At 61.6% G+C, this 22,793-nt stretch carries 17 protein-coding genes; 5 read left to right on the forward strand and 12 right to left on the reverse strand.

Annotated elements, in window-relative coordinates:
- The first annotated feature begins 407 nt into the window (after positions 1 to 407).
- Positions 408 to 2,252: a magnesium transporter gene (locus ADJ70_RS12480; protein WP_050341906.1), complete on the forward strand. Its 1,845-nt coding sequence runs from the start codon at positions 408 to 410 to the stop codon at positions 2,250 to 2,252.
- Between the two features lies 1 nt (position 2,253).
- Positions 2,254 to 3,507 carry an Nramp family divalent metal transporter gene (locus tag ADJ70_RS12485; protein ID WP_050341907.1) on the forward strand — a complete coding sequence of 418 codons (1,254 nt, stop codon included), beginning with the start codon at positions 2,254 to 2,256 and terminating at the stop codon, positions 3,505 to 3,507.
- 813 nt (positions 3,508 to 4,320) lie between these two features.
- Here ADJ70_RS12485 and ADJ70_RS12490 read toward each other — a convergent pair.
- The 6 genes from ADJ70_RS12490 to ADJ70_RS12515 form a co-directional block, all read right to left on the reverse strand.
- Positions 4,321 to 5,046, reverse strand: a complete 726-nt coding sequence (locus ADJ70_RS12490; RefSeq protein ID WP_050341909.1) for a PRC-barrel domain-containing protein — start codon at positions 5,044 to 5,046, stop codon at positions 4,321 to 4,323.
- A 142-nt stretch (positions 5,047 to 5,188) separates the two neighbouring features.
- Positions 5,189 to 5,656, reverse strand: coding sequence for a YtxH domain-containing protein (locus ADJ70_RS12495; RefSeq protein WP_050341911.1), 468 nt, complete (start codon positions 5,654 to 5,656; stop codon positions 5,189 to 5,191).
- A gap of 102 nt (positions 5,657 to 5,758) precedes the next feature.
- Positions 5,759 to 7,486: a hypothetical protein gene (locus ADJ70_RS12500; RefSeq protein ID WP_050341912.1), complete on the reverse strand. Its 1,728-nt coding sequence runs from the start codon at positions 7,484 to 7,486 to the stop codon at positions 5,759 to 5,761.
- A 133-nt stretch (positions 7,487 to 7,619) separates the two neighbouring features.
- The gene (locus ADJ70_RS12505; RefSeq protein ID WP_050341914.1) at positions 7,620 to 8,966 is read right to left on the reverse strand and encodes a hemolysin family protein; all 1,347 of its coding nucleotides are present in this window, start codon (positions 8,964 to 8,966) and stop codon (positions 7,620 to 7,622) included.
- A gap of 212 nt (positions 8,967 to 9,178) precedes the next feature.
- A complete protein-coding gene (locus ADJ70_RS12510; protein ID WP_050344591.1) occupies positions 9,179 to 10,405 on the reverse strand; it encodes an acetyl-CoA carboxylase biotin carboxylase subunit family protein in 1,227 nt (408 codons plus the stop codon).
- Between the two features lie 13 nt (positions 10,406 to 10,418).
- Entirely contained in the window at positions 10,419 to 11,573 is a 1,155-nt protein-coding gene (locus ADJ70_RS12515; RefSeq protein ID WP_050341917.1) for a sugar-transfer associated ATP-grasp domain-containing protein, read from the reverse strand.
- A gap of 62 nt (positions 11,574 to 11,635) precedes the next feature.
- Between ADJ70_RS12515 and ADJ70_RS12520 the strand changes: the two genes are divergently transcribed.
- Positions 11,636 to 12,622: a hypothetical protein gene (locus ADJ70_RS12520; protein WP_050341919.1), complete on the forward strand. Its 987-nt coding sequence runs from the start codon at positions 11,636 to 11,638 to the stop codon at positions 12,620 to 12,622.
- A gap of 14 nt (positions 12,623 to 12,636) precedes the next feature.
- Here ADJ70_RS12520 and ADJ70_RS12525 read toward each other — a convergent pair whose 3' ends face one another.
- The gene (locus ADJ70_RS12525; RefSeq protein ID WP_050341921.1) at positions 12,637 to 13,878 is read right to left on the reverse strand and encodes a hypothetical protein; all 1,242 of its coding nucleotides are present in this window, start codon (positions 13,876 to 13,878) and stop codon (positions 12,637 to 12,639) included.
- Positions 13,871 to 15,001 carry a dTDP-4-amino-4,6-dideoxygalactose transaminase gene (gene rffA, locus ADJ70_RS12530; RefSeq protein WP_050341923.1) on the reverse strand — a complete coding sequence of 377 codons (1,131 nt, stop codon included), beginning with the start codon at positions 14,999 to 15,001 and terminating at the stop codon, positions 13,871 to 13,873. The genes ADJ70_RS12525 and rffA overlap by 8 nt, the downstream gene beginning before the upstream one ends.
- A 103-nt stretch (positions 15,002 to 15,104) precedes the next feature.
- On the opposite strand from rffA, the gene ADJ70_RS12535 reads away from it, so the two are divergent.
- On the forward strand, positions 15,105 to 17,609 hold the full coding sequence (locus tag ADJ70_RS12535; protein ID WP_050341925.1) for a YfhO family protein: 2,505 nt from the start codon (positions 15,105 to 15,107) through the stop codon (positions 17,607 to 17,609).
- A 181-nt stretch (positions 17,610 to 17,790) separates the two neighbouring features.
- Here ADJ70_RS12535 and ADJ70_RS12540 read toward each other — a convergent pair whose 3' ends face one another.
- On the reverse strand, positions 17,791 to 19,509 hold the full coding sequence (locus ADJ70_RS12540) for a L,D-transpeptidase (protein ID WP_083444019.1): 1,719 nt from the start codon (positions 19,507 to 19,509) through the stop codon (positions 17,791 to 17,793).
- 181 nt (positions 19,510 to 19,690) lie between these two features.
- Positions 19,691 to 20,746, reverse strand: coding sequence for a glycosyltransferase family 2 protein (locus tag ADJ70_RS12545; protein ID WP_050341930.1), 1,056 nt, complete (start codon positions 20,744 to 20,746; stop codon positions 19,691 to 19,693).
- Between the two features lie 96 nt (positions 20,747 to 20,842).
- On the opposite strand from ADJ70_RS12545, the gene ADJ70_RS12550 reads away from it, so the two are divergent.
- The gene (locus ADJ70_RS12550; RefSeq protein ID WP_050341932.1) at positions 20,843 to 21,748 is read left to right on the forward strand and encodes a glycosyltransferase family 2 protein; all 906 of its coding nucleotides are present in this window, start codon (positions 20,843 to 20,845) and stop codon (positions 21,746 to 21,748) included.
- Here ADJ70_RS12550 and ADJ70_RS12555 read toward each other — a convergent pair.
- Both ADJ70_RS12555 and ADJ70_RS12560 read right to left on the reverse strand, forming a co-directional pair.
- Positions 21,710 to 22,072, reverse strand: a complete 363-nt coding sequence (locus ADJ70_RS12555) for a DUF2304 domain-containing protein (RefSeq protein WP_062393153.1) — start codon at positions 22,070 to 22,072, stop codon at positions 21,710 to 21,712. The genes ADJ70_RS12550 and ADJ70_RS12555 overlap by 39 nt on opposite strands.
- An 8-nt stretch (positions 22,073 to 22,080) precedes the next feature.
- Positions 22,081 to 22,719 carry a glycosyltransferase family 2 protein gene (locus ADJ70_RS12560; RefSeq protein WP_253273195.1) on the reverse strand — a complete coding sequence of 213 codons (639 nt, stop codon included), beginning with the start codon at positions 22,717 to 22,719 and terminating at the stop codon, positions 22,081 to 22,083.
- Positions 22,720 to 22,793 lie beyond the last annotated feature (74 nt).

Consider the following 22,793-nt stretch of genomic DNA (forward strand, 5'->3'; position numbering starts at 1 on the left):
CCGCCCCGTAGCTAACCCCGCTGACACGGACTTCCTCTCATGGTAGCGCATCCATCAGCATGCTATCAGCCAGAGATTGGCTATCGTCGCCCCCTCCCGCCTCCCCAACACCCCGTCGCCTTACCCCGCATCACCCTCGCGCGTATCACCCTCGTGCGCATGCGCAGTTTTACGACCCAACTTGCCATGTACGCGTGTACAATCGACCGCAGGAGTGGCGCGGGCAGTACGGCACCGACGTCACCCCCATCTGCAGGCAAGGAGAAGGGACTTTGATGAAACCTCGACCTCACAGTCGATAACCCCTCGGCGGCTCCCCCGTTGGTCTCGCCGTGAGGTACCCCAGGTGATACAAGCGTCGTGCACCCGTGCGAGGCACGTGACGCCCAACCAACAGAGGAGCTCGCATGATCTACCTGTCCCAATTGGTGGGAAACCCCGTCTATGACCTTGATGGCGAGAAGATCGGCAGGGTCAATGACCTTGGCATTGCCACGGGGGAGGTCTTTCCGCGCGTGACCTCGCTTGCCGTGGAGGGTCCCGGCAAGACCCCCTTCATGATTAGTTGGCGCAAATACGTTGGCAGCTTCAACGAGGACGAGATTCGTCTCAAGGTCATCGCGACAGACATTAGGTTCAGCTACCTACAGCCCAACGAGGTCCTCATTGCTCGCGACCTTCTGAACAAGCAGATCGTCGATACGCGAGGGGCCCGCGTCGTGCGCGTAAACGACCTCAAGCTCTCTGACACAAGTTCGTCGCAGCTTCGCCTGCTCGGTGCCGAGGTAGGTATCCGCGGCATCCTGCGATCACTCTCTCCCGCGCTCGAACGCATCGTGCTACACGCCGCACGCGCCCTGGGAAAGCCGCTGCCCGAGCGCATCATCGCCTGGAACTACATGGACCTCATCGAGCGGGACCTCTCCAACGTGAAGCTGTCCGTCTCGCACAAGACCCTCGACGAGCTACACCCCGCAGACATCGCGGACATCATCGAACGACTGGACCCGCGCCTGCGTGGCCAGGTGTTTGCCCAGCTCGATGAGGAGCGCGCGGCTGACGCCATCGCCGAGCTCACCGACGACTCGATGGCTGCCGAACTCATGGGCGACCTAAACGAGGATGCCGCCTCACGTCTTCTCTCCGAGATGGATCCCGACGATGCGGCAGAGCTCGTGAGCGAGCTCGACTACGACAAGGCCGAGAAGCTCCTGCGCCTGATGGGCGTCAAGGAGCGCAGCGCCATCAACCAGCTTCTGGGCTACCGTGAGGACACGGCGGGTCGTATCATGACCTCCGAGGTTGTCTCGCTCGCAGAGGATGCGACCGCAGCCGATGCCGTGGCAGCCATCAGGGGACTGGACGAGAACTTTGAGTCCGTACACTACGTCTACCTCAAGGACGAGAAGGGCAGGCTCTCCGGCGTTGTGAGTCTGCGGCACCTTATCACGAGCGACAGCGAGACCAAGCTCAGCGACATCGCCTATGGGGACCTTGTCTTCGCCCACCCCGACGATGACCAGGAGGACGTGTCAAGGGACATCGCCAAGTACAACCTGCTCGCCATGCCTGTGGTCGACGAGAACAAGAGGCTGCTGGGCATCGTCACCGTCGATGACGCCCTGGATGTCCTCGAGGAAGAGCATGAGGAGGACCTGCAAATCGCAGGCGCAAGACGCAGCGACCCGGAGGGCCGTACGGGCTCACACGACATACTCTGGTTGCTCAGAAACGAGCTCTGGTTCTTTGTCTGGATGCTGGGCCTTGCCCTTCTCGCCCTCCTCATAGGCAGGGAGGGGCGGGGCATCGTCCTTACGCTGGGAGCCGCCATGCCGGCTGCGGTCGTGGCGGCCCTTGACTCGGTGGGCTTCGTCACGAACTTCTTCATCGAGAACGATCCCAACGACGAGGACACGCCCTCGCTCGCGGGCTTTGCGTTCAAAGGCATTGGCCTTGGGCTCTTGTTCGCGGCCTTCGTGGCACTCGTGTCTATGGGGGTCTTCAGCGTGCTCTTTGCGGGCGACGCGTCAACGGCGCACATCGTCCGCATGGGCACCGCCAGCTTTGCCGCAGCAGCCGCGAGCATCGTGGTGTCATTTGTCCTATGCCCCGTCTACCTCATCGTCCTACGAAGTCGGGACGAGAAGAATCTCGACACTTCGGGCATCGCCCTGCAGGTCACGTCCATGCTCCTCTCGTTGGTAGTATTTTGCGCCATAGCCTTGGCACTTGCAGGAAGCTGGGGGAACTAGCATGGCCGCAGAGGAGAGAAAGGGCCGCCTCTCTCGCAAGGGGAGGCTCGCGCTGCTTGCCGCCATGGGACCCGGCCTGCTCACCGCCCTTGCGGGAAACGATGCCGGCGGCATCGCCACCTACTCGAGCGCAGGCGCATCCTACGGCTTTGGCATGCTGTGGACCGTGCCCATCATGTGCCTCTTGCTGATCGTAGTGCAAGAGACCGCCGCACGCATGGGCTGTGCCACCGGCAAGGGCTTTGCGTCGCTCATCCGCGAGCAGTTTGGCATCCGCATCTCGGCGGTGGCGATGCTGGCCCTCATCGTATCCAACTTTGCGGTCACGCTCTCCGAGTTCGCAGGCATCGCCTCGGGTATGGCGCTCTTTGGCATGCCTACCTTCGTCTCGGTGCCCGTTGCTGCCATAACTACCTGGCTCCTCTCGATGACAGGATCGTACCGTCGCATCGAGAAGATACTCCTGGCCATAGGCTGCGTCTTCGTGACCTATGTGGTCGCGGGAATTATGGCAGGTCCCAACTGGGGAGATGCCCTTTGGGCTACGCTGGTGCCGCAGGTCTCGACCAACCCGGGCTACGTGTCGCTCCTCGTCGCCAACATAGGCACGACCACCTCGCCCTACATGATCTTCATGGTGGCGAGCAACGTCGTCGAGAAGAACCTCGACGCGAGCGACATCCCGGGACAGCGCGCGGACAATGTCTCGGGTGCCATCGTGGCCGAGATCATCACCTGGTTCATCATCATGACGACGGGCGCGGTGCTCTTTCCCGCAGGCATCGCCGTGAACGACGCCGCAGACGCTGCGCAGGCGCTCGTGCCGCTCGCGGGACAGCACGCCTCCGCCATGTTCGCGGCGGGTCTGGTGGGGGCCTCGTTTCTGGCTGCCTGCGTCATGCCCGGCATCACCGCCGGCGCCGTCTGCGAGGCATTTGGCTGGGAGCGCGGCGTGAACCGCAGCTGGCGGGAGGCGCCAGTCTACCATGGCACGATAGCGCTCATCACCGCCGCAAGCGCCATCATCGTGCTCCTTCCGGGAGCCGACCTCTTTGGCATCATGATGGTGTCCCAGGTCATAAATGGCGTGCTCCTGCCGGTGCTTTTGCTCTGCATGGTCAACATCGCAAGCGACAGGCACGTTATGGGCGCACATGTCAACGGCCGCATCTGGAACGCGCTCACCTGGTTCACGATCGTCGCGGTCATCATCCTGACCGTGGTGATGTTCGTCTTCCAAGCGCTGGGATATTAGGGGCTTCGTGATCGTGTACACTGTTGCGCCGCGAGGGTCGCGCGGGCGCCCGGTGGTGACGCAATAGTGTACACAGATCGCCGAAAACGGTCTTTCGGCGCCGTTTCGGGGCATTTGTGTACACTGTTGCGGCGCGGGGGTCGCGCGGGCGGCCCGTGGTGACGCAATAGTGTACATAGATCGCCGAAAACGGCCTCTCGGAGCCGTTTCGGGGCATTTGTGTACACTGTTGCGGCGCGAGGCCCGCGCGGGAGGCCGGTGGTGACGCAATAGTGTACACAGATTGGCGAAAACGGCCTCTCGGAGCCGTTCTGGGCCATTTGTGTACACTGTTGCGGCGCGAGGCCCGCGCGGGCGCCCCGTGGTGACGCAGGGGGACACAATAGTGTACACAGATCGCCGAAAACGACCTTTCGACGCCGTTCTAAGCCATTTGTGTACACTGTTGCGGCGCGGGGGTCGCGCGGGCGGCCCGTGGTGACGCAATAGTGTACATAGATCGCCGAAAACGGCCTCTCGGAGCCGTTCTGGGCCATTTGTGTACACTGTTGCGGCGCGAGGCCCGCGCGGGCGCCCCGTGGTGACGCAGGGGGACACAATAGTGTACACAGATTGGCGAAAACGGCCTCTCGACGCCGTTTCGGGGCATTTGTGTACACTGTTGCGGCGCAGGCAGCGTCGAGAGTTGCGCTGCGGGCAGCGCCACAAGCAGCGACGCAAGCTGCGTCGGATGGCACGAGCGCCTCAACGCCATGGTGTGCCGGCGGCGCCCCCTTGGTGGCCGTCTCAGCCTTGGTCGAGAAAACAGGTTCTCTACGTCCCGCTGCCTCGGGCCTTCTTGTACTCGTCCATGAACGAGCCAAACATGCCCTTGGTCTTCCCCAGTTGCCTACCGAGCGCTTTGGAGCCCTTGGCGACGGCCCTCGAGACCTGGGCGTCCACCTTCTTGGCGACCTTTGATCCCTGTGCCTTGGCCTTGGCATAGCCCTCCCCCGCACGGGCGGCAACGCCACCGGAAAGCGCGAGCCTCTCCGCTGCAGAATCCACCACCATGCAGTTCTTTGAGCAGCCGCGAAGCATGGAGACGGGAATGGGCAAGGCGCCCACCAGAGTCTCGGCCACAACGCCGTCACCCACAAAGAAGCTCACGACCTGGCCCGTCTCACGATCGAACTCTGCATCACTCACAAGGCCAAGCCGCTTGCCCTTAGTCGTGCGAGCATCCATACCAATCCACATAATGCAGCGATCCCAGTCAAGCCCAAGGCGCCTTTGAGCGGCAGTGCCCGTGCCCCATCTTCTGTCTGTGACAACGAGGTCGTCCCCGCGCTGCTCAAGCGCATCGAGGGCAACAAAGCAATCGGAGCGCCTCACCAAGCCGGCCACGTCAGGCCGCTTAACCAAAAAGCCTACCACACGCCTGCCGTCGGGATCAAAGACCGTCATGTGGATATGGCCAAGGCGCTTGAGCGCGCCGCTCTCCCCCCTTGGTACATGAACCTTCATGCGCGTGAGATCACTTAGCCTGAGCCTTGCCACGGCACGTCCCTTCACTATGCATCGCATACGGAAGACGGGCGGACACGCGACTGCGCGTCCACCCGCCAATTTACCTACCCCTTACGACCCACGGCAAGAGAAGTGGGTTGCTCGCCAAGCAGGGATGTTAGATGATAGTCGGCTACTGGCTGTTCTTTGCCTCGTCCTCAAGATCGGTGGGTTCGCTCACATCGACGACCTCCACCTGTACGGACTGCGCCTCCTGCTCGGCAGGACGGTCATCCTCTGCACCAACTTTCTCGGCCACAGTGTTGACGGCATCCTGCACCTGGGCTGACGTCGTGTTGACTGCGTCCGAGAGTGAGCTGCGCAGCTGGTCCATACGCTCGCGCGCAAGATCAACCTTGGCGCGAAGCTCGTCGGTCGTGGCGTCAACGCTGGGCCGGACATTGCTGATCTTATCGCTGACAACGCGAGAACCACGCTCGTACGCATCGACTGCGCTATCCCAAGCATCGTTCATGGCGTCGGCAGCCATGGCACGACTCTCGGCCCCGGTGCGAGGGGCGAGCAACAAGCCGGCGGTGGCTCCAGCAACAGCCCCGACGATACTACCAAGGATAAAACCCAACGTTCCCTTTGCGCTCATGATATCCTCCTGTCGGTTTCTGACTTGCCACGCCTACCTACGCACATAGTAATCACTTGATGGTATCGAAGGCAACGTCAATCCCAAGCCTCCCTGCATACTTTAGCGCACTCTGTGCGGTCCGGGAATGTACTCCTCATACGCAGGGGCGGACGTCTCGTTTGTATCATCATCGACTCCTCCCTCATCGGAATCCGCGACTATGACGTCCTCATCATCACCAGAGGACTCGCTTGACTCATCGTCCGAAACAGCCTCCCATTCCGCGAGCGGGATCGAATCTGTCTCAGGCGGCTCTTGGCTCCGCCTCAGGCCGCTGCCCTCAAGTGTACTACTTCGCTCCACGGCTCTCTCGTAGATGGCCGTGGCCTCCTCGTAGATGGCCGTGGCCTCCTCGTAGATGGCCTCGGCCTCTCTGCCAGAATGGCCCTCGTGGGCAAGGCGAGTGTCATCGCTCACAGACGTCCTCGCCCGGTGGCGAGCACTGACCCGAGGACGCGACCTGAAGACATCTCCCAATCGGGCCGAGTGCTCGCTGTCAGGCACGTCGCTTTCATCATCGCGTACAGCGACGTGTGCTGCGGAGACGGCCGGCTCAAGCTCATCCTCGCCGTCTTGGTGCCCTGATGTCCCTGCCTCGTCGCTCGCTCCGATATGGGGTCTTCCCGCCACCTCGTCCGACACGCCCGCCGCATGCTTGGGATCGGGTGCAGGCTCCACGCGATCGGCACGATTGGGTTCCCTGCGATCGTACCGAGCAGCTGAGGCAAACTCGCTGGATGCACTCACTGCAGCGGGCTCTGCGCCTGCGGCATCCTGTTTGTCCGCACCCTGCTCGTACTTGCCCCTATCCTCTGAGGCGTCTTGCTGGTGCTCCTCAGGCTCGGCCTGATCTGTCCGTCCTCGCTCAGCCTGCCGGCGACGCTCCCAGTCCTCCTGGCGGCGCCGGTCCTCCTCATACTTCTGCTCGGCCTGGCGACGACGCTCTGCCTCCTGACGGCGGCGCTCCGCCTCCTGGCGCGCCCGCTGTGCCTCACGCTCGGCTTCTGCGGCTGCCTCCTCCTCTTTGCGACGAGCGTCCTGCTGACGCTCATACTCGTCGAGGTCGACCACCCATGAGGGCATGGCGGCCTTACGAGCCGCCTCCTTCTCCTCGGCGATACGGCGAGCCTCCTCCTCGGCGGCCTTGCGAGCCGCCTCGGCCTCGGCCTTGACCTCTGCCTTGACGGCAGCGATCTCCTCCTCGCGCTTGGCGATCTCCTCCTCGCGCTCCTTGAGCATACGCTGGTACTCGGCATTGACCTCTGCCTGCAGCTCCTCCTCGACCTGCTGACGGTAGGTCTGCTCGTGAATCTCGCCAATGCTGTCCACCATATTGGTCAGGCCGCCCACAATGGCGCTGACATCGGGCTGCGGTTCTTCGCCGCCGCCAAAGGCCCAGTTCGCAATCCACACCGCGCTCGAGAGCGCCCCCATCACCAGCACGTCGTCAGGACAGGAAAGCTCGATGTCAAAGCTGCGCTCGTCTCCCTCGACGGGATAGGTACGCCCCGAGGTGATGGCAGACGAGGCGCTCGACTGCGAGAGAAGCTCGACCGTCATGTGCTCGAGCAGGTGGGCGACCTCAGTATCACCCATGGCATCCTTGAAGGTCTCGCCCCTGTCGCCCATACATACGTGCTCGATGATATGGGGCATGAGATAATAGATGCGCGTCGTGGCAACGAGATCCTCGCTGGTCATAAGTGGAGCTCCCTCGACGATGCGCACGCGCGCGGTCAAGTCCTCCAGACCAACCCTGACCCTCTTGATTTCTATGATCTGTGCCATGAGCTGGAACCTTCCCCTTCAAGCTCGCGTATACATAGAATGCATTGTACCAGTGCGCCTACAAAAATGCCGCCATTACCGCTACATCGTAACGCACGAAACACCGCATGGTGAGAAGACAACACGCCACGTGTTAGCGATTTTCTCCCTCCTCGTCCTGCTCACCACCGACTACCTGCTCTTCTGCGGTATCAGTGGACTCTGGGGCGCTCACGCGCAACAACGAGACGCGCCTCCTGCGCATGGACTGAACGTGAAAGACATATCCATCGACCGTGAACTCGTCGCCGGGCCTTGGCAGGCCGTCGGCCACATCGATCACGAAGCCGGCGATCGTCTCGTACTCGTCGCTGTCCCTAATGGGCCACCCCAGCTCTATGGCGTCGTCCACCGAGAAGCGCCCGTCCACGAGCCACTCGCGCTCACCCAGTTGCGTCAGATACTTGTTGTCAGGGTCAAACTCGTCTTCGATCTCGCCGACGACCTCCTCGACGATGTCCTCGACGGTGATGACGCCAGCAGTACCCCCATATTCGTCCACCACGATCACCATCTGGTCATGTGCGCCGCGCATCTCGGAGAGGAGCGGAATGATGTCTTTGGTATCCGGTACGAAGTCCGGTTTGCGCATGTACCGCTTGATGCCCTCGCCTGCGGCATGATGGTCTATCGTGGGGCCTATAAGATCCTTGATGTGGGCGATGCCCACGATGCGGTCAATGTCCCCATGATAGATGGGGATGCGTGAGTAGCCAGTCTTGCGCATAACATCGAGCACGTCGCCAAGCGTGGAGTCATCCTCCATGAACGTCACGTCCACGCGCGGCACCATGACCTCGCGCGCCTTCGTGTCGCCAAGGTCTATGACCTCGTGAATCATGGACTTCTCCTCATCACTGAGCTCGTCGGAGTCGGTGACCATGTAGCGGATCTCGTCCTCGGAGACCTCCTGACGGTCATCGGTACTCTTGATGTGCAGAAGCCGAGCCACGGCGTTTGCGGTCGAAGCGGTGAGCACGACGAGGGGACGTGTGAAGGTCGAGAAGCCGTTGATGGGACCAGCAACCTTCTTGGCCACGGCCTCAGCGTCGGCCATGGCGATGCGCTTGGGCACAAGCTCGCCCACCACTGTCGAGAAGTACGACACGACAAGGGTGATGATCACCGTGGCAACGCTGCGAGAGATGCCGCTGTCCATTCCCAGGGACTCCATCCAGGCCCCAAAGGGCTCTGAGAGGCTCGTCGCGGCAAAGGCCGAGCTGAAGAAGCCCAAGAGCGTGATGGCCACCTGTATCGCGGCAAGAAAGCGTGCGGGATGCTCGACGACGTCGGAGGCGATGGCGGCACGCACATCCCCCTCCTCTGCCTCGTGGTCGAGGAGGACCTTCTTCGCCGTTGACAGTGCCATCTCGGACATCGAGAAGTACCCATTGGCGATGGTGAGCAGGATGGTGAAGATGATCGAGAGTGCTATGTGCATGCGCGGATGCGCAACCTCCTAGGCAGGGTGCCCGAGGCGGCGAGCGCAGGCAGCGCCACCCTGGTGGGACGAGTCTGGCTGTAGTGTAGCAGAGCTGGAGACCGCACGCGGTCCGGGCGCAAGTCGTGTCACACAAACGCGCGGAAAGCCCCATGCTCAATGCTCTCCGGCACGGGTGAGTACCGAGCGCGGACCCATAGGAATGGAAGCCCTCAGCTCACCCGAACCCTCACGAGCTCGCCCATGCGATCCAACGCGTCCTCCATCTGGCCCACCGACCCAAAGCGCAAGAACATGATGCCCACGGCTTTGTCGGCCCCGTCAAAGCGTCCCACGCGCCCACCGGGCCTTACGTAGGCAACCGTGCGATAGACCTGCGGCAGAAGTTCCGGCGCCACGTCAACGCCGTCGAGCAGGCCGTCTCGCGGGGCGTGGAGCACATAGCTGCACGTGACGGCCTTCCCACCTCCAAAGTCAACATCCATGGTGCCACCCATGGCAAAGCGGACGTTGGCCTCCACCAAGTCTATGCCCGAGATGTCCGAGAGCTGGACGGGGATCATGTTGCCACCCGCCCTCGCACCCAGCTCCAAGAAGTGGGGTGTACCACCCGCGTCGATGATCACCTCGACGTTGAGCTCACCAAACTCCATGCCCAGTTCGCTCACCAGACGCTGCACCTGCTGGCGCACGGCGTCCTCCTGTGTCCTCGCGAGGCCCGACGGGTAGCGCTCCCCCACCGGGACCAGTCCGCCCAGGGACTCGTCGCGCAAGCAACTCATGAGCCCCCAAAAGGTCACCCGCCCTCGGACGACGAAGACGTCTCCACCTATCACGCGCGGAAAGCCAGGGCGTATGTACTCCTCAAGTACGATCGTCCCGTTGCGCGAGTACTCCCTCGCATGTGCAAGCGCCCGCTCAAACATCGCCACATCAGGCTCGTCCACACGTGTCACGCCCTTCGAGCCAGATGAGTCCGTGGGTTTGAGCATAAGCGGATAGCTCAGCGCGTCTGCCACCGCCAGCAGTTCAGCGGCGGGGATGTCCGCCCTAGCCACCCGCACTTGCGGACAAGGAAAACCATGTTGAGCCAAGAAGCCCCTAAATAGGTGCTTCTCTGAGAGCGTCTCCACGGATGCGAGGGGGTTCGTTGGCAGCCCAAGACGCTCGGCGACATAGGCCGCCGTCGGGGCTGCGGGGTCAGACGCATAGGCAAGCACCCCCGACACGCCCTCCCGCCGCGCTACCTGGAGAACGCGCTCCCGGTCGGTCGTCGACTCCAGGTAGGAGACATCCGCATACCGCTGGCCCGGGTTATCTGGGAGGTAGTCGCACAGGACGGTCCTGTATCCCAGGCGCTTGGCAGTCTTGATGGCGATGACCTGCTGCCGAGACCCTCCCAAAAGGAGAATACCTGTGGGTCGTCTTGCCCCCGCCATGCCCACACGCCGCCTAGCGCCTGATGGCACTTCTGGCCTCTCGCTCGGCCTCGTCGAGGGCGTCTAGGGCGTCGAGCTTGGCCCGGAAGTAGTCGCCAAGGTACGCGTCGGTCATGAAGGGGCGAAACAGCTGCAGGTACTTGCATCCAGAGTGCGAGTTGATCTCGAGGAGCCTAGGGCCCTCCGGCGTCACGCAGACATCGAGGCCCATGTACTCCACCAGCCCCAGGTACAGGGCAAGCCCCTCACAGAGCTCCCGCACCTGCGGCCAACAGTCAATCGTGCCCGCGCAAGGCACCCCCGTATCAGGATGGATGCTGGAGCAAACGACGTGGTTACCATACACCAAACGACCGTCGCCAAAGCTGCCGTCCTCCATGTCAAGACGCAAATTGAGCGAGCACACCCCCGCCTGTTCGGGAGGGCGGTAATTTGGCTTGCTGTCATCCCCTCCTACGCCTGTGGCGAGGCGGAGGTAGCATGCTGCAAGCACCGGCTCGGTCGCCGTCGGGTTCACGGTCAGGACTCTCAGCGTGTGCACCACGGGACTTATGCGCTCGAGGCCGCCTCCGGCATGGAAGAACTCCGTGTAGATGTCGTTGGGGTGTTCCCGCACGAAGCGCCACACGGCGTCGGCGTCGGCCTCCCTGTTGTTGATGAGGTAGGTTCCCCCCTCGTAGCCAAGCTTGTTGAAGCCAACCGAGTGCTCCCCGTTACAGGGCTTGCAGGCGAGCTCGCCCACCTCACGAAGGGTCCCAAGAAAACCGTCGCGCGTACCGCGCGCCCGTGCGTCCATAAGCGGCACTGGACCGCATGCGCCAGCATAGAAGTAGTACTTGGGAAGGAGGTCCCCCCACGGGGTGCCCGCAAGCAGGTACTTAAGCGTGAGCTTATCATTGATCCACACGCGCTGCCAGCCATTGAGAGGCCATACTCGTGCGTAGTCATAGTCGCTCAGGAAGTCCCGCGCATTTGACTCGGTGAGCCCGTAGGCAGAGGCCGACTCGGCGCTGAAGCCAAGGGCATGCGCCCACACGCGAAAGTCATCCTTGAACAGGGGGCTGGCATCCTCGCGAGCCAGGACGTCAAGGTACTCCTGCCCCATCCTGCGAGTGAACCCCTGGGCGACAAGGGTCTCAATGGAAGTACCAACCGTATGGAGACTCACCCGGCACCCTCCTAGCGTCTACAATGGGACCGACCTCTTTGATGATAGCGCAAGGAGCGCAGATGACCACTGGCATCACACGTGAAATAGGCGGGTACCTCGAGCTGGAGCACTTCACCGGAAGCGAGTACCACCCCGGGGCCCTTGCCCTCAACTGCGCGCGAGCGTGCCTGGCCTACCTCATCGAGGCGCGGAACATCAAGGAGCTGTGGGTGCCCGAATTCATCTGCGCCTCCGTTGACGACACCGCGAGCGCCTCGGGAACACGGCTACGCAAGTACCCCATCCTACCCAACTTTGAGCCTGACCTGGGTGGGATCGACCTCGGCGATGCGGACTACCTCTACCTCGTTGACTACTACGGACAGCTTTCCAAAAAGAGGATGTGCGCCCTGCAAGAGTGGGCACACGGCCGCATCATCACGGATGAGGTCATGGCGTTCTTTCGCAGGCCACTCGGGGGCGTTGACACGATATACTCGTGCAGGAAGTTCTTTGGGGTGCCCGACGGCGCCTACCTCTTCACAAACGCCCACATCGACAGACGGCTCCAGACGGATGCGTCACACAAGCGCATGGGCTTCGTCTTGGGGCGCTTTGAGGGTCCCGCCAACGACTTCTATCCCCAAGCCGCAGCAAACAACGCGCTCTTCGCTCATGAGCCCATAAAGCTCATGTCCCCGCTCACGCATAACCTCTTACGTGCCGTCGACTACGAACGGGTCGCTCGGAAGCGCGAGGAGAACTGCGCCTACTTGGCCCGACGCCTCGCACCCCTCAACGAGCTGGATCCCGTCACGCGTCGCGGCACCTTCATGTACCCGCTACTCATCAAGGACGGCCAAAGGCTACGCAAGGAGCTGCAGGCACGCGGGATCTACGTCTCCACCCTTTGGCCCCACGCCGTGGGGTGTGCGGGTGTGGCGGGTAGGTACGCCCGCGACATCCTACCTCTGCCCGTGGACCAGCGCTATGGGCGCGATGATATGGCATATGTCTGTGACCTGGTGGAGGGTCTGGCTGGCTGCCTGCGATCAGGGAACTCGTAGAAAAGAGCGGATCCTCAAGCGACGATGACCTTCACCAGATCCCCTACACATGACATCAGCTCGCGCATCTGACCGGGCGTGTCGAATCTCAAGAAGATGACCCCTATGGCTTGGCTGCCGTTCTCCAGGCGCTCGACTCGGTCGCCTCTCCTCACGTAGATCATCTCTCGATAGATGTGCCCCCTCAGCTCGGGTTCACACTCAACGCCCATGAACGAGCCGCTCCTGCACGCATGCAGAACGCTCGTGGCAACGCACTCGTCGTTGCCGTCAAAGCTGACGTCCGTGGGCTTATCTCCCATGGCGGCGCGCACACTTGCCTCCGCCAGGTCAATGCCCGAGATGTCCTCAAGCTGGACGGGGATCATGTTGCCGCCCGCACGGGCCCCCAGCTCGAGAATGTAGGGCACGTCACCCGGTGCAAGGATGACCTCGACGTTCATCTCGCCAAAGCGCAGGCCGAGGCTTGACACCAGACGCCGCAGCTCCGACCTGACAACCCCCATCTGCCCTTGGTCCAGCGCCGTAGGGTAGGCCTTACCGACGGGCACAAGCCCTCCCAGGCGATCGTCGCGCAGGCAGTCCATAAGGCCCCAGAAGCACACCTCGCCCCCCTGCACAAAGATGTCCCCACCGATCAGCCGAGGGTAACCGTAGCGTATGAGCTCCTCAACGCAGAGGACGCCGTTGCGCGAGAAGCGTCGGGCGCTGGCAAGGGCATCGTCAAGGTCGCCCACATCAGGGGCAACCACGACACTCACGCCCTTCGACCCCGAGGAGTCCGTTGGCTTGACCACCACCGGAAACGCCATGCCCTCACAGATGTCAAGCAAGCTGGTTCCTGGCAGGTCGGCGGGAAACGACGCGGACCTAGGACAGAAAAACCCATGGGTCTTGAGGTAGGGTCGCATGAGCCCCTTGTCGCTCAGGATCTCGACAGCGGCAAGGGGATTGGTGGGAAGCCCCAGTCTCTCCGCCACGTAGGCGGCGCTGGGGTTGGCCGCGTCCGACCCAAACGAGATGATGCCACCGATGCGCTCGTGACGCGCAATCTGGAGCATCCTCTGACGATCGGTCGTGCTCTCTAGGTAGAACACGTCCGCCATATGCCGTCCGGGGTTATCGCTCAGGTAGTCACAAAGCACGGTGCGGTACCCCACCCGCTTGGCCGCCTCTATCGCGCACAGCTGGTGGCGAGAGCCGCCCAGAAGCATGAGCGTCCTCGTATGCCGAGCATCCTCGCCACACTCACCCATAGAACGCCCTCACGGCAGAGACGACGGTCTGCCTGTCTGCCGGAGTCATGCCGTAGTACAGAGGCAGGCGGACGAGCCTCTCGCTCTCACGCGTGGTGTACTCGTCCTCACCGTCAAAGCGTCCAAAGCGCCGGCCGGCCGGCGAGCTATGTAGTGGGACATAGTGGAAGACCGCCGAGACGCCCTGTTTCCTGAGGTGGGCGATGAGCTCGCCCCTCTCCTCGAGGTCCGCACATTTGAGATAGAACATGTGGGCATTGTGCACGCAGCCGGCAGGAACCGTGGCAAGCTCCAGCCTGCCTGCCACCTCAATCGGCGCGAGCTCGTCGCGATAGAACCGCCAGGCCTCCAGGCGGTTGGCATTTATCTTGTCGGCTACCTGCAGCTGCGCCCACAGGTAGGCCGCGTTGAGGTCGCTCTGCAGGTAGGAGCTTCCCCTATCCACCCAGGTGTACCTATCCACCTGCCCGCGGAAGAAGCGCTGACGGTTAGTGCCCTTCTCGCGGATGATCTCGGCGCGGTCGATGTGCTCGGGGTTGTTGATGATGAGTGCCCCGCCCTCACCCATGGAATAGTTCTTGGTCTCGTGGAACGAATAGCAGCCGAAGTCGCCAAGCGTGCCAAGGGCCCTGCCCCTGTACGTGCTCATGACGCCCTGGGCGGCGTCCTCTACGACCATGAGGTCGTGCCTGCGCGCGATCCTGATGATCTCGTCCATCTCACACGAGACACCCGCGTAGTGGACCGGCACGATCACCCGGGTCCGCTCGGTGATGGCATGCTCGATCTTGGACTCGTCCAGGTTGAGGGTGTCCGGGCGGATGTCTACGAACACGAGTGTCGCTCCCTCGGCCACGAACGCGGTCGCCGTGGACGAGAAGGTAAAGCTCGGCAGGATGACCTCATCACCCGGCCTCAGTCCACAGAGCGTCGCCGCCATCTCGAGGGCCGAAGTGCAACTAGTGGTGAGGAGTGCCTTCTCGGCACCAAAGCGCTCCTCCATCCAGGCGTGGCACTTACGCGTGAAGGGTCCGTCCCCACAGATCTTGCGATTGACCTCTGCCGCCTGGCGCACGTAGCCCATCTCGGTACCGACGTAGGGCGGAACGTTGAAGTTGATCATCGGAGGGTCCAATCCGGGTTCGTCTTGGCGGGTAACCGCATACACTATAGCCTAGGCCCCTATCGGACCGACGTCTGCGGCAAACGGGATAAGGAAACCATCTATGAGCTGGCTGGACTATGGCTATCTGGCACTTGTTCTCATCGCCTGCGCAGGTGCGCTCGCGCTGCTCGGGCGTCGCCTGCCCCTACTCGCCACGCCCCAGGAGGGTCGCAGGAGGCCCCGCGCGGAGTTGGGCTTTCTGGGACTCATACTCCTGCTAGGGCTTGTCGCCATCTATGGAAACTACTACGTGGGGCGTTCTTGCTTCGCGTACGCTGACGTGGGGTCTGACACGCTCGAGCAGTACGTACCCTACTACCTCAACCTGCTCGACTCCGTCCGAAACGGCAACCTTGGCGTGTGGAACTTCGACTTTGGGCTAGGAGTCAGCTTCACGTCGTACCTCTCGTGGACACTCGACCCTTTTAACCTAGCCCTCATTCCCATGGGGCTCCTTCTGGGAAGTGCGCGGCTGAGCCTAGCCCTTGTCCTTGTGCAGTCGCTGAAGATCGTGCTCGCGGGGTTCATCTTTGATCACCTGCTCACGTTCTACTGTCAGACCCCGCTGGGGCGCATGCTCGGTGCGGTGCTCTTCGCGTTTGGGGGCTACCTCATGCTCTGGGGGCAACACTATTGGCTTGGCAGCGCCTACGTCATGTGTGCCACCGTCCTGCTCATGCTGGAGCTTCACCTAGAGCGTCGGTGCGCCCCGACTTTCGCGGGGCTCGTCCTCGCAGTCGCGCTCAGCGTCATGATGAGCGCCTACTCTGGCCTCATGATCATGCTCATGGCAACCCTGTACGCCCTGCTTCGCGTTGGCCACATGCCCACGGTCAGGTCGGCGCGCGGCTATGCCTTGGCCTTCGCGTCGCTCGCCGCACCCGTAGCCTGCGGCATCCTCATGTCCTGCCTGACTTTGGTCCCTTACGCCCTCGCCATGTCAGCCGACTCCAACCGCATCGTCGCCGCAGGTAATGCCACACGTCTTGGCAGCGCCCTCGCGTACCTTGGGGATTTCGTACCCCTTCGCTGGCTTCTCCCAATCCTTAGCCGTGTGCTCGCAGATGGCCTCATCAGCAGCGGAGAGCCCATCCCCCCGTCGGTCATCCCGCCAACGGAGAGCTTTCGCTTCGTGAATGTCTACGAGTTCATCGCCGTCGGCAGCTCTGGCGCCGCCTTCGTTCTGTTATCGCAGTTCTTCCACTGGGTCTGGCGCGATGCGACACGCAGGGACAAGGTGCTCGTCGGTGTTGCGACAGCACTCGTCGTAGCTTATTGCACCAACGGCTTCCTGCCGGCCCTCACCAACGTCTTCGCCGCCCTCCGCTACCGCTCCTCCCTCATGGTGGTCATTCCCATCTGCCTGGCAATGGCGGTCGGCTTCGAGAGGCGCCTCGTCCTTGGCTCCGTGGCCCTGCGACCATTCTTCGCGTCCGCTGCACTCACGGCCCTCGTCATCGTCTGGTCCCTGCTCCATACGGTCAACGGCAGGCTCCTCTGTCTCCTCTACCTTGTCGCACTGGTGGCACTGTCCGTTTTGGTCGTCCTAAAGAGGAGGGGGGTCGCGAAGGGGCTGACCTTGGCGATGGCTTGCGCCTGCATCGTGACAACCTCCGTCGCCGACGGCTTCTTTGTGACCAACAACAGGGCATTCTGCACCCAAGATAACTTTCCCGCAGCCAACGCTGCCATAGGCGCAGACACCGTGCACGCGCTAAACTACCTTCGTTCGCACGATGACTCGTTCTACCGCATCGAGAAGCTCTACACCGATTGGACCGACTATAACGACGGCCTCGTTCAGGGCTACTCGAGCGCGACGTCCTACAACTCGACGCTCGACAATGACGTTTGCGACTTCTACGAGACCGTATGGCCGCAGACCCTCGATGGCGATATTGCCTACCAGCGCTATCCTAACGCACCAGACTCCCTGCCCGTCCTCAATCTCCTAAGCGTCAAGTACATCCTGGCAAGGGACGAGTTGAGTTACCCCTGGGTTGATCAGATCGCTCAGTTTGGGGACGTACGCGTCTACGAGAACGCTCGGACCTCATCGCTGGCCTCGGTCCGCGAGAGCTACGTGAGCGAGTCAGAGATCGAGGAGCTCAGTTCCAAGGATGAGTTCCTCTCTGCCAATGCCATACTTCCCGACGAGGTTGCCTCAAACCTCAGGCTCGACACGTCAGTGGGAGCCGACGTCACCTACGAGTTCCACGCCCCGCAGTTCAGGAGGGAAGGCACGTCCACGCTTGTCGGAACCGTATCGAACATCACGGATGGCGTCGTCGTGCTCTCGGTTCCCAATGCGCTGGGCTGGCAGGTAAGCATCGACGACAAGCGGGTTGACACGTTTCGTGCCGACTACGGATTTGTGGGGCTGGTAGTACCTGCGGGGACCCATGAGATCAAGGCGACCTTCGTTCCCGCAGGCGTTGGCACAGGCGGCTGCCTTTGCACCGTCGGACTTGGCCTCGCCTGCTTTGGTTGCGTCGCACTGCACCACAAGAACAGACGCAGAGGACGCGCATCTGCGCCGGGGGCGCCGGGGGTGGAACTCTCGTAGAGTTGTCATCGGCCAATAGCCATCGTGGCGGCTAGCGGCTGACGTGGAAAGTCTGAATCTTGCCACACGCCCCTCGCCTACCGTCACGACACATGCGACCGCGCACTCGAGGCACCGAGTGCGCGGCCTATCAACGCTCATGCCTTGGCATTCCCCACCTAGCCGTTACACAAGCTCCCCGCTAGTCAAAGCTGTGCACCGCAGAACCAATGGGAACGTTGTCATAGATCCAGCGTGCCTCATGGAGGGCGACGCGCACGCAGCCATGGGACGATTTGGCACCACGACCATCCTCATACACCGGACCGGGATTGTCGGGATCACGCCTGCCCGTGTACAGAATAGAATGGAAACGCTGCCCCTCGCCTGTGGGGTCCGCGCCATTGTTGAAGAACTCGGTCCAGAAGTACTCATAGGGGTCCCAGCCCATGACCCTTCCCTTGCTGAGTATCCGGCTGTAACCACGGAAGGTCGAGCCAAGGCGGGGGTTACCAACCGCGCACAGGAAGTCCTTGACGGGGGCCCACTGACCGTCCACACGCGTGAAGAAGACGGCGCGGTAGTTCGAGTTGTCTATGGTCGCGTAAAAGTTAGTAGCACTCCTGTTGTTCCTGATGCGCAACCACGCGCTGTAGGCCGCCTGCGATTCGGTGATCTTCTTTCCCGTATACTTGTCAAAGTAGATCATCTTCCCATCGGCATTCGCCCACTCATGGGCCATCTTACCTGAGCCGCGCGCATAGTAGACAGTCTTGCCCTGCCTCTCGATACGCTTGTACCCATAGGTCGTGGCGCCGGTGTGGTCATCAAAGTAATACCAGTACCTCGATCCCGTGCCCTGGTTGTTATCGTGGAGAAAATGCTCGCCATAGAGCATCCAGCGCATCACATCATCGTAATAGACCCACTTGTCCTGACTGCCGATATAGTTCCACTTGTTCAGTGCGGCCCCCGTATGTTGGTCGAAGAGGTACCAGTGATAGTCGCCATCCTTTGCCTGGCTGCTCCAGTTGCTGTTGTTCACATTAAAGCGCACGTTCTGCTGGTTGTACTGCATCTGGCTCGTGTTGAGATCGTAGTAGACCCACTTGTCTTGGCTCTTGATGTACTTCCACCCCTTGGTCGCGATCCCGGTCGCGTCATCAAAGTAGTAGTAGTGCCTCTTGTCCTCTGCGCTGTGGGTCTCCTTGTTGTCTGCGTAGACCCTCTGCTGTCCCTTGAGAGGGTCTCCCTTGGCGTCAAAGTAGTACCAGTTGCCCTCATGGGCCTGCCAGCCGGTCTGGACCCTACCTTGCCTATAGAGGCGCCAAACACCATCAGCTCCCCTCACCCAGCCGTCCGTGGTTTGGGCGCTCCCGCTACCTGCCTGGGTCGCAAGCTTCTCGGATCCAGCGTCATCCACGGCCCTTTGGGTCTCCTTGGCCTGGGCGGTCGTTTCCTCGCCAGTGACGCCAGCGGCCCTCACGCCGTCCGGCATGGGCGTAGGTGTGGCGTCTGCCCCCGGGGCGACCTCGGATTTCAGGGTAGTTTCTGCCTTTGGGACGGTCTTGGTATCTGCCCCCGGAATGGCCGCCTCCTCACCGACGACTGCCGGGACAGTACCCCCTTCTTCTTCCTGACCAACGTCAGTGGTAGATGTGGTCGGATGTACCTTCTGCGTGGCGGCTTCGCTGTTCACTGTGGGGGTAGATTTTGGTGACTGCTCCCGCTGAGTGGTCGCCCCAAGCTCGGGCTGGGCCGTCGCAGCTGGCTGCCCAGTCTCGGCGACGACTGGCTGCGCCACGCCGGCGACCCCGTCCGCATCAGTACAAGCGTCCTTCGCAAGGGCGGGCGCAGCGAAGAGCATCACGCTCAGCGACAGGCCCGCCACCATAGCGGCACCCGCGATTCTACATCTCATCAACACTCCTTTCGATAGCCTTACTGCATCCGTAGGTGATAGGAGACCAATTTTACTATAAACCTGAACAGACGGGCAAGCCAAGGCACCAACGCAACCGACGTCTCTTTGGCGGGGTCTCCTGATAGGCCATCGCTGGCGTCCAGGCGCGGCGCAACGGATAGCCCGGCGACAGCAGTGCTTACCACTTGATGTCCGTACCGAGCGTCGAGAGCGCAAGACGATACGCGGCAAGAAACGGCCGCATCAAATGGGCCTTGTAGAACCACGAGGCAACAGCCAGTCTCCTGAAGGCAGGGCCGTGGCTCATAGCATAGCTCAAACTTGTGTATGGGGACCTACGCCAACTGGGAAAATGCGCGTCCAAGTATGATGTCGTGTCGCGCAGGGAGGCGCCAAGATCCACGCCATGCAGGCAGGAAAGCCTGAAGCTCATAGAGATGCCCAGATGGAGGAAGGCGCTCGCATCGAGCATCTGGCAAAGTCCCGTCGAGGCGCCGACTCGCCCATAGGCGCTTCGCACTTCGAGCAGCATGCGCTTGACGGTCTCGACCTGCTCGATCGTCACGGTGTTGATCATGGAGTCCTGATGCACCACGTAGCGGTACAGGGGCAAGGGAACGAAGGCGATGGTGCCACGCATCACCAGGTAGAACAGGAGGGAGAAGGCAAGGTCCTCAAGGATCGAGGGCGGCTCCTCCAGCGCTGCCATCCTCTGCACGCTCTCCAGCCTAAAGCACTTGTTGCACACGCTCGGGTTGATCCCCACAAGCGCACCGGGATCGACAGAGCTGCTGAGCAGGGGGCGGGGTTGGCAGAACTCCCGCGTCATGACCCTGCCACTCGCGCGGTCGACTCTCGACAGTCCGCATACCACGAGTTCCGCACCGCTTTGTGTCGCGGCGTTATAGAGTCTCTCCGCCCAGTCGCTCGTAACCTCGTCGTCCGCATCCACAAAACCTATGTACTCGCCGGACGCTGCCTCGATACCGCTCCTGCGCGCACTCCACAGACCACCGTTCTCTTGATCCACGACCTTGACGCTGCCGGAATGTCGCCTCTGGTACGACCGCATGATCTCGAGGCTCCCGTCGGGCGACCCGTCGTTTACGCAGATAATCTCAAGCCCGTCGAGCGTTTGGGACAGGAGAGAGTCAAGGCAGCCCCTTAGGCAGGACTCCACCTTGTAGCAGGGAACGACGACGCTGAACCTATGCGTACCGGCCATGCCGCCCATCTTATTGCCCCTTCCCTGTTTTTGTCGGGATTATACACAAGGCCCCGTAGCCCCTACAATCAAAGGCACGTCATCGGACGCCGTCAAAGGAGTGCCGTGAGCATCACTTCCCCACGCATAGCCGTTGCACTCTCGACCTATAACGGCGAGCGCTACCTAGAAGAGCAAGTTGACAGCATCCTAGCCCAGGACGTCTCGGATCTGCGACTTTTCGTACGCGATGACGGCTCGACCGACGGCACCGTCGCGCTGCTCAGACGCCTTGAGCGACGTGAGGACATCACCCTGCTCATCGGCAAGAACGTGGGGTATACCCGATCCTTCCTGCATATCGTGAGGTCCATCCCCAGAAGCTTCGACTACATCTCCTTTTCGGACCAAGACGACATCTGGTTGCCCGGCAAGCTCAGCCGGGCAGTCTCCGTCCTACGACAGCAGGATGAGTCCATACCCCAGCTCTATTGCGCAGAATACGAGTACTGCGACGTTGATCTGAGGCCAAAGGGCCGATCGCGGCTCAACCGCACGGGCGTCACGTTCTCCAAGATGCTCTACGAAAATGTAACATCGGGCAACACCCAGGTCATGAACCGCAGGCTTGCCGACGCCATCAATTCGAGCGATGCGCGCGATGCGTTTGGGCACGACTGGTGGGTTGCGCTGGTTGCCACGGCACTGGGTGGACTTTCCTACGATGACTTCGTCTGCCTCAAGTATCGCCGCACGGGTGACAATGCCAGCGCAAGCGGCACGGATCGCCTCCGGGTGCTCCGGAACCGCATAGATCGCTTCGTGAAAGGAGGACAGCTCAGGTGTGTCAGCGCCATGCTAAAAAAGCTCGATGCCTGCTTCGGGGACCAAATGGCCCCCGAAAGGCGCAAGGTGCTCAAGCTATTCCTCGAGGGATCTCGCACCAGAAAGGCGCTCGCCCCCCTGCGGCTGCGACAGAGCCTACGAGGGGAGCTAGTCGTCCGGCTGCTCTTCCTGCTCGGCGCGCTCTAGCCCGTCACCCAGGACTCCTTCCTGCGCAAGCTCCTCAACCTTGTGCCTCAGCAGCGATATCTCGCAGGAGTTGTGAAAGATCTTGAGCAGCAGGAGCGCTATGACACCTAGGAACACGAAGTTGCTGGGTGATAGGAATCCCAGCTCATAGGCAAGCCAGATAACGGGACCGGGAACGAGCGCGACCAAGAGCATCAGCAGGGACAGAATGATCCAGTAGATGGCGTCCTGCATGAGGATCTTGTCTTTCTTGATCCGGCTGCCGATCATCATGAAGACCAGGACAGACCCAATGACCAAAAGGACTCTGAGCACAGTGGACATGCGGCCCCCTAGCGATACCATTGGAACAGCAGAATGGAGAGGCAGGTGCGTGACATATAGCGTATGACATTGCCCAAGCTGAGGTAGCTCTCCCCACCTTGGCGCTCTCGCATACGCGCCTGCACCTCTACCACGCGCCCGCCCTTGCGCGCAATGAGCGCAAGGGCGTCCGGCTCGGGAGCGAGGTCGAAACCGGTGGCGAAGAGCTCTACCATACGACGGCCGTACATACGCATTCCCGAGGTGGGATCGGTGATCCGCAGGCCCGTGGTCAATCTGATAAGCACCGTTATGAGTCGAGAACCGATACCACGTGCCCCGATCGGCCTTTGCGTGCCGTCCAGGTAGCGCGAGGCAATGACGACGTCCGCATCGCTGTGGGCCAGTGCTTGCGCCATGGGGTCGATGTAGGACGGGATATGCTGGCCGTCCGCGTCAAACTGAATCACCGCGTCATACCCCCTACGAAGGGCATACTTCATGCCCGTCCGAAAGGCCGACGCCAGACCCGTGTTTATGGGCAGGCTCACACCATTGAGGTTGTGCTCACGCATGACGTCCCTCGTAGCGTCAGAGGAGCCATCGTCGATGATGAGGTAGTCAACGTCGGGGCACGCCTGGCGTAGCTCGGCGACGGTCTCGGCCAAGCAGTCCTCCTCATTGAATGCCGGTATGATTGCCAGAATGCGCACGGTACGTCGAGGCTCGATTCTCTCTAGGC

The organism is Olsenella sp. oral taxon 807 (assembly GCF_001189515.2).
Taxonomy (GTDB): domain Bacteria; phylum Actinomycetota; class Coriobacteriia; order Coriobacteriales; family Atopobiaceae; genus Olsenella_F.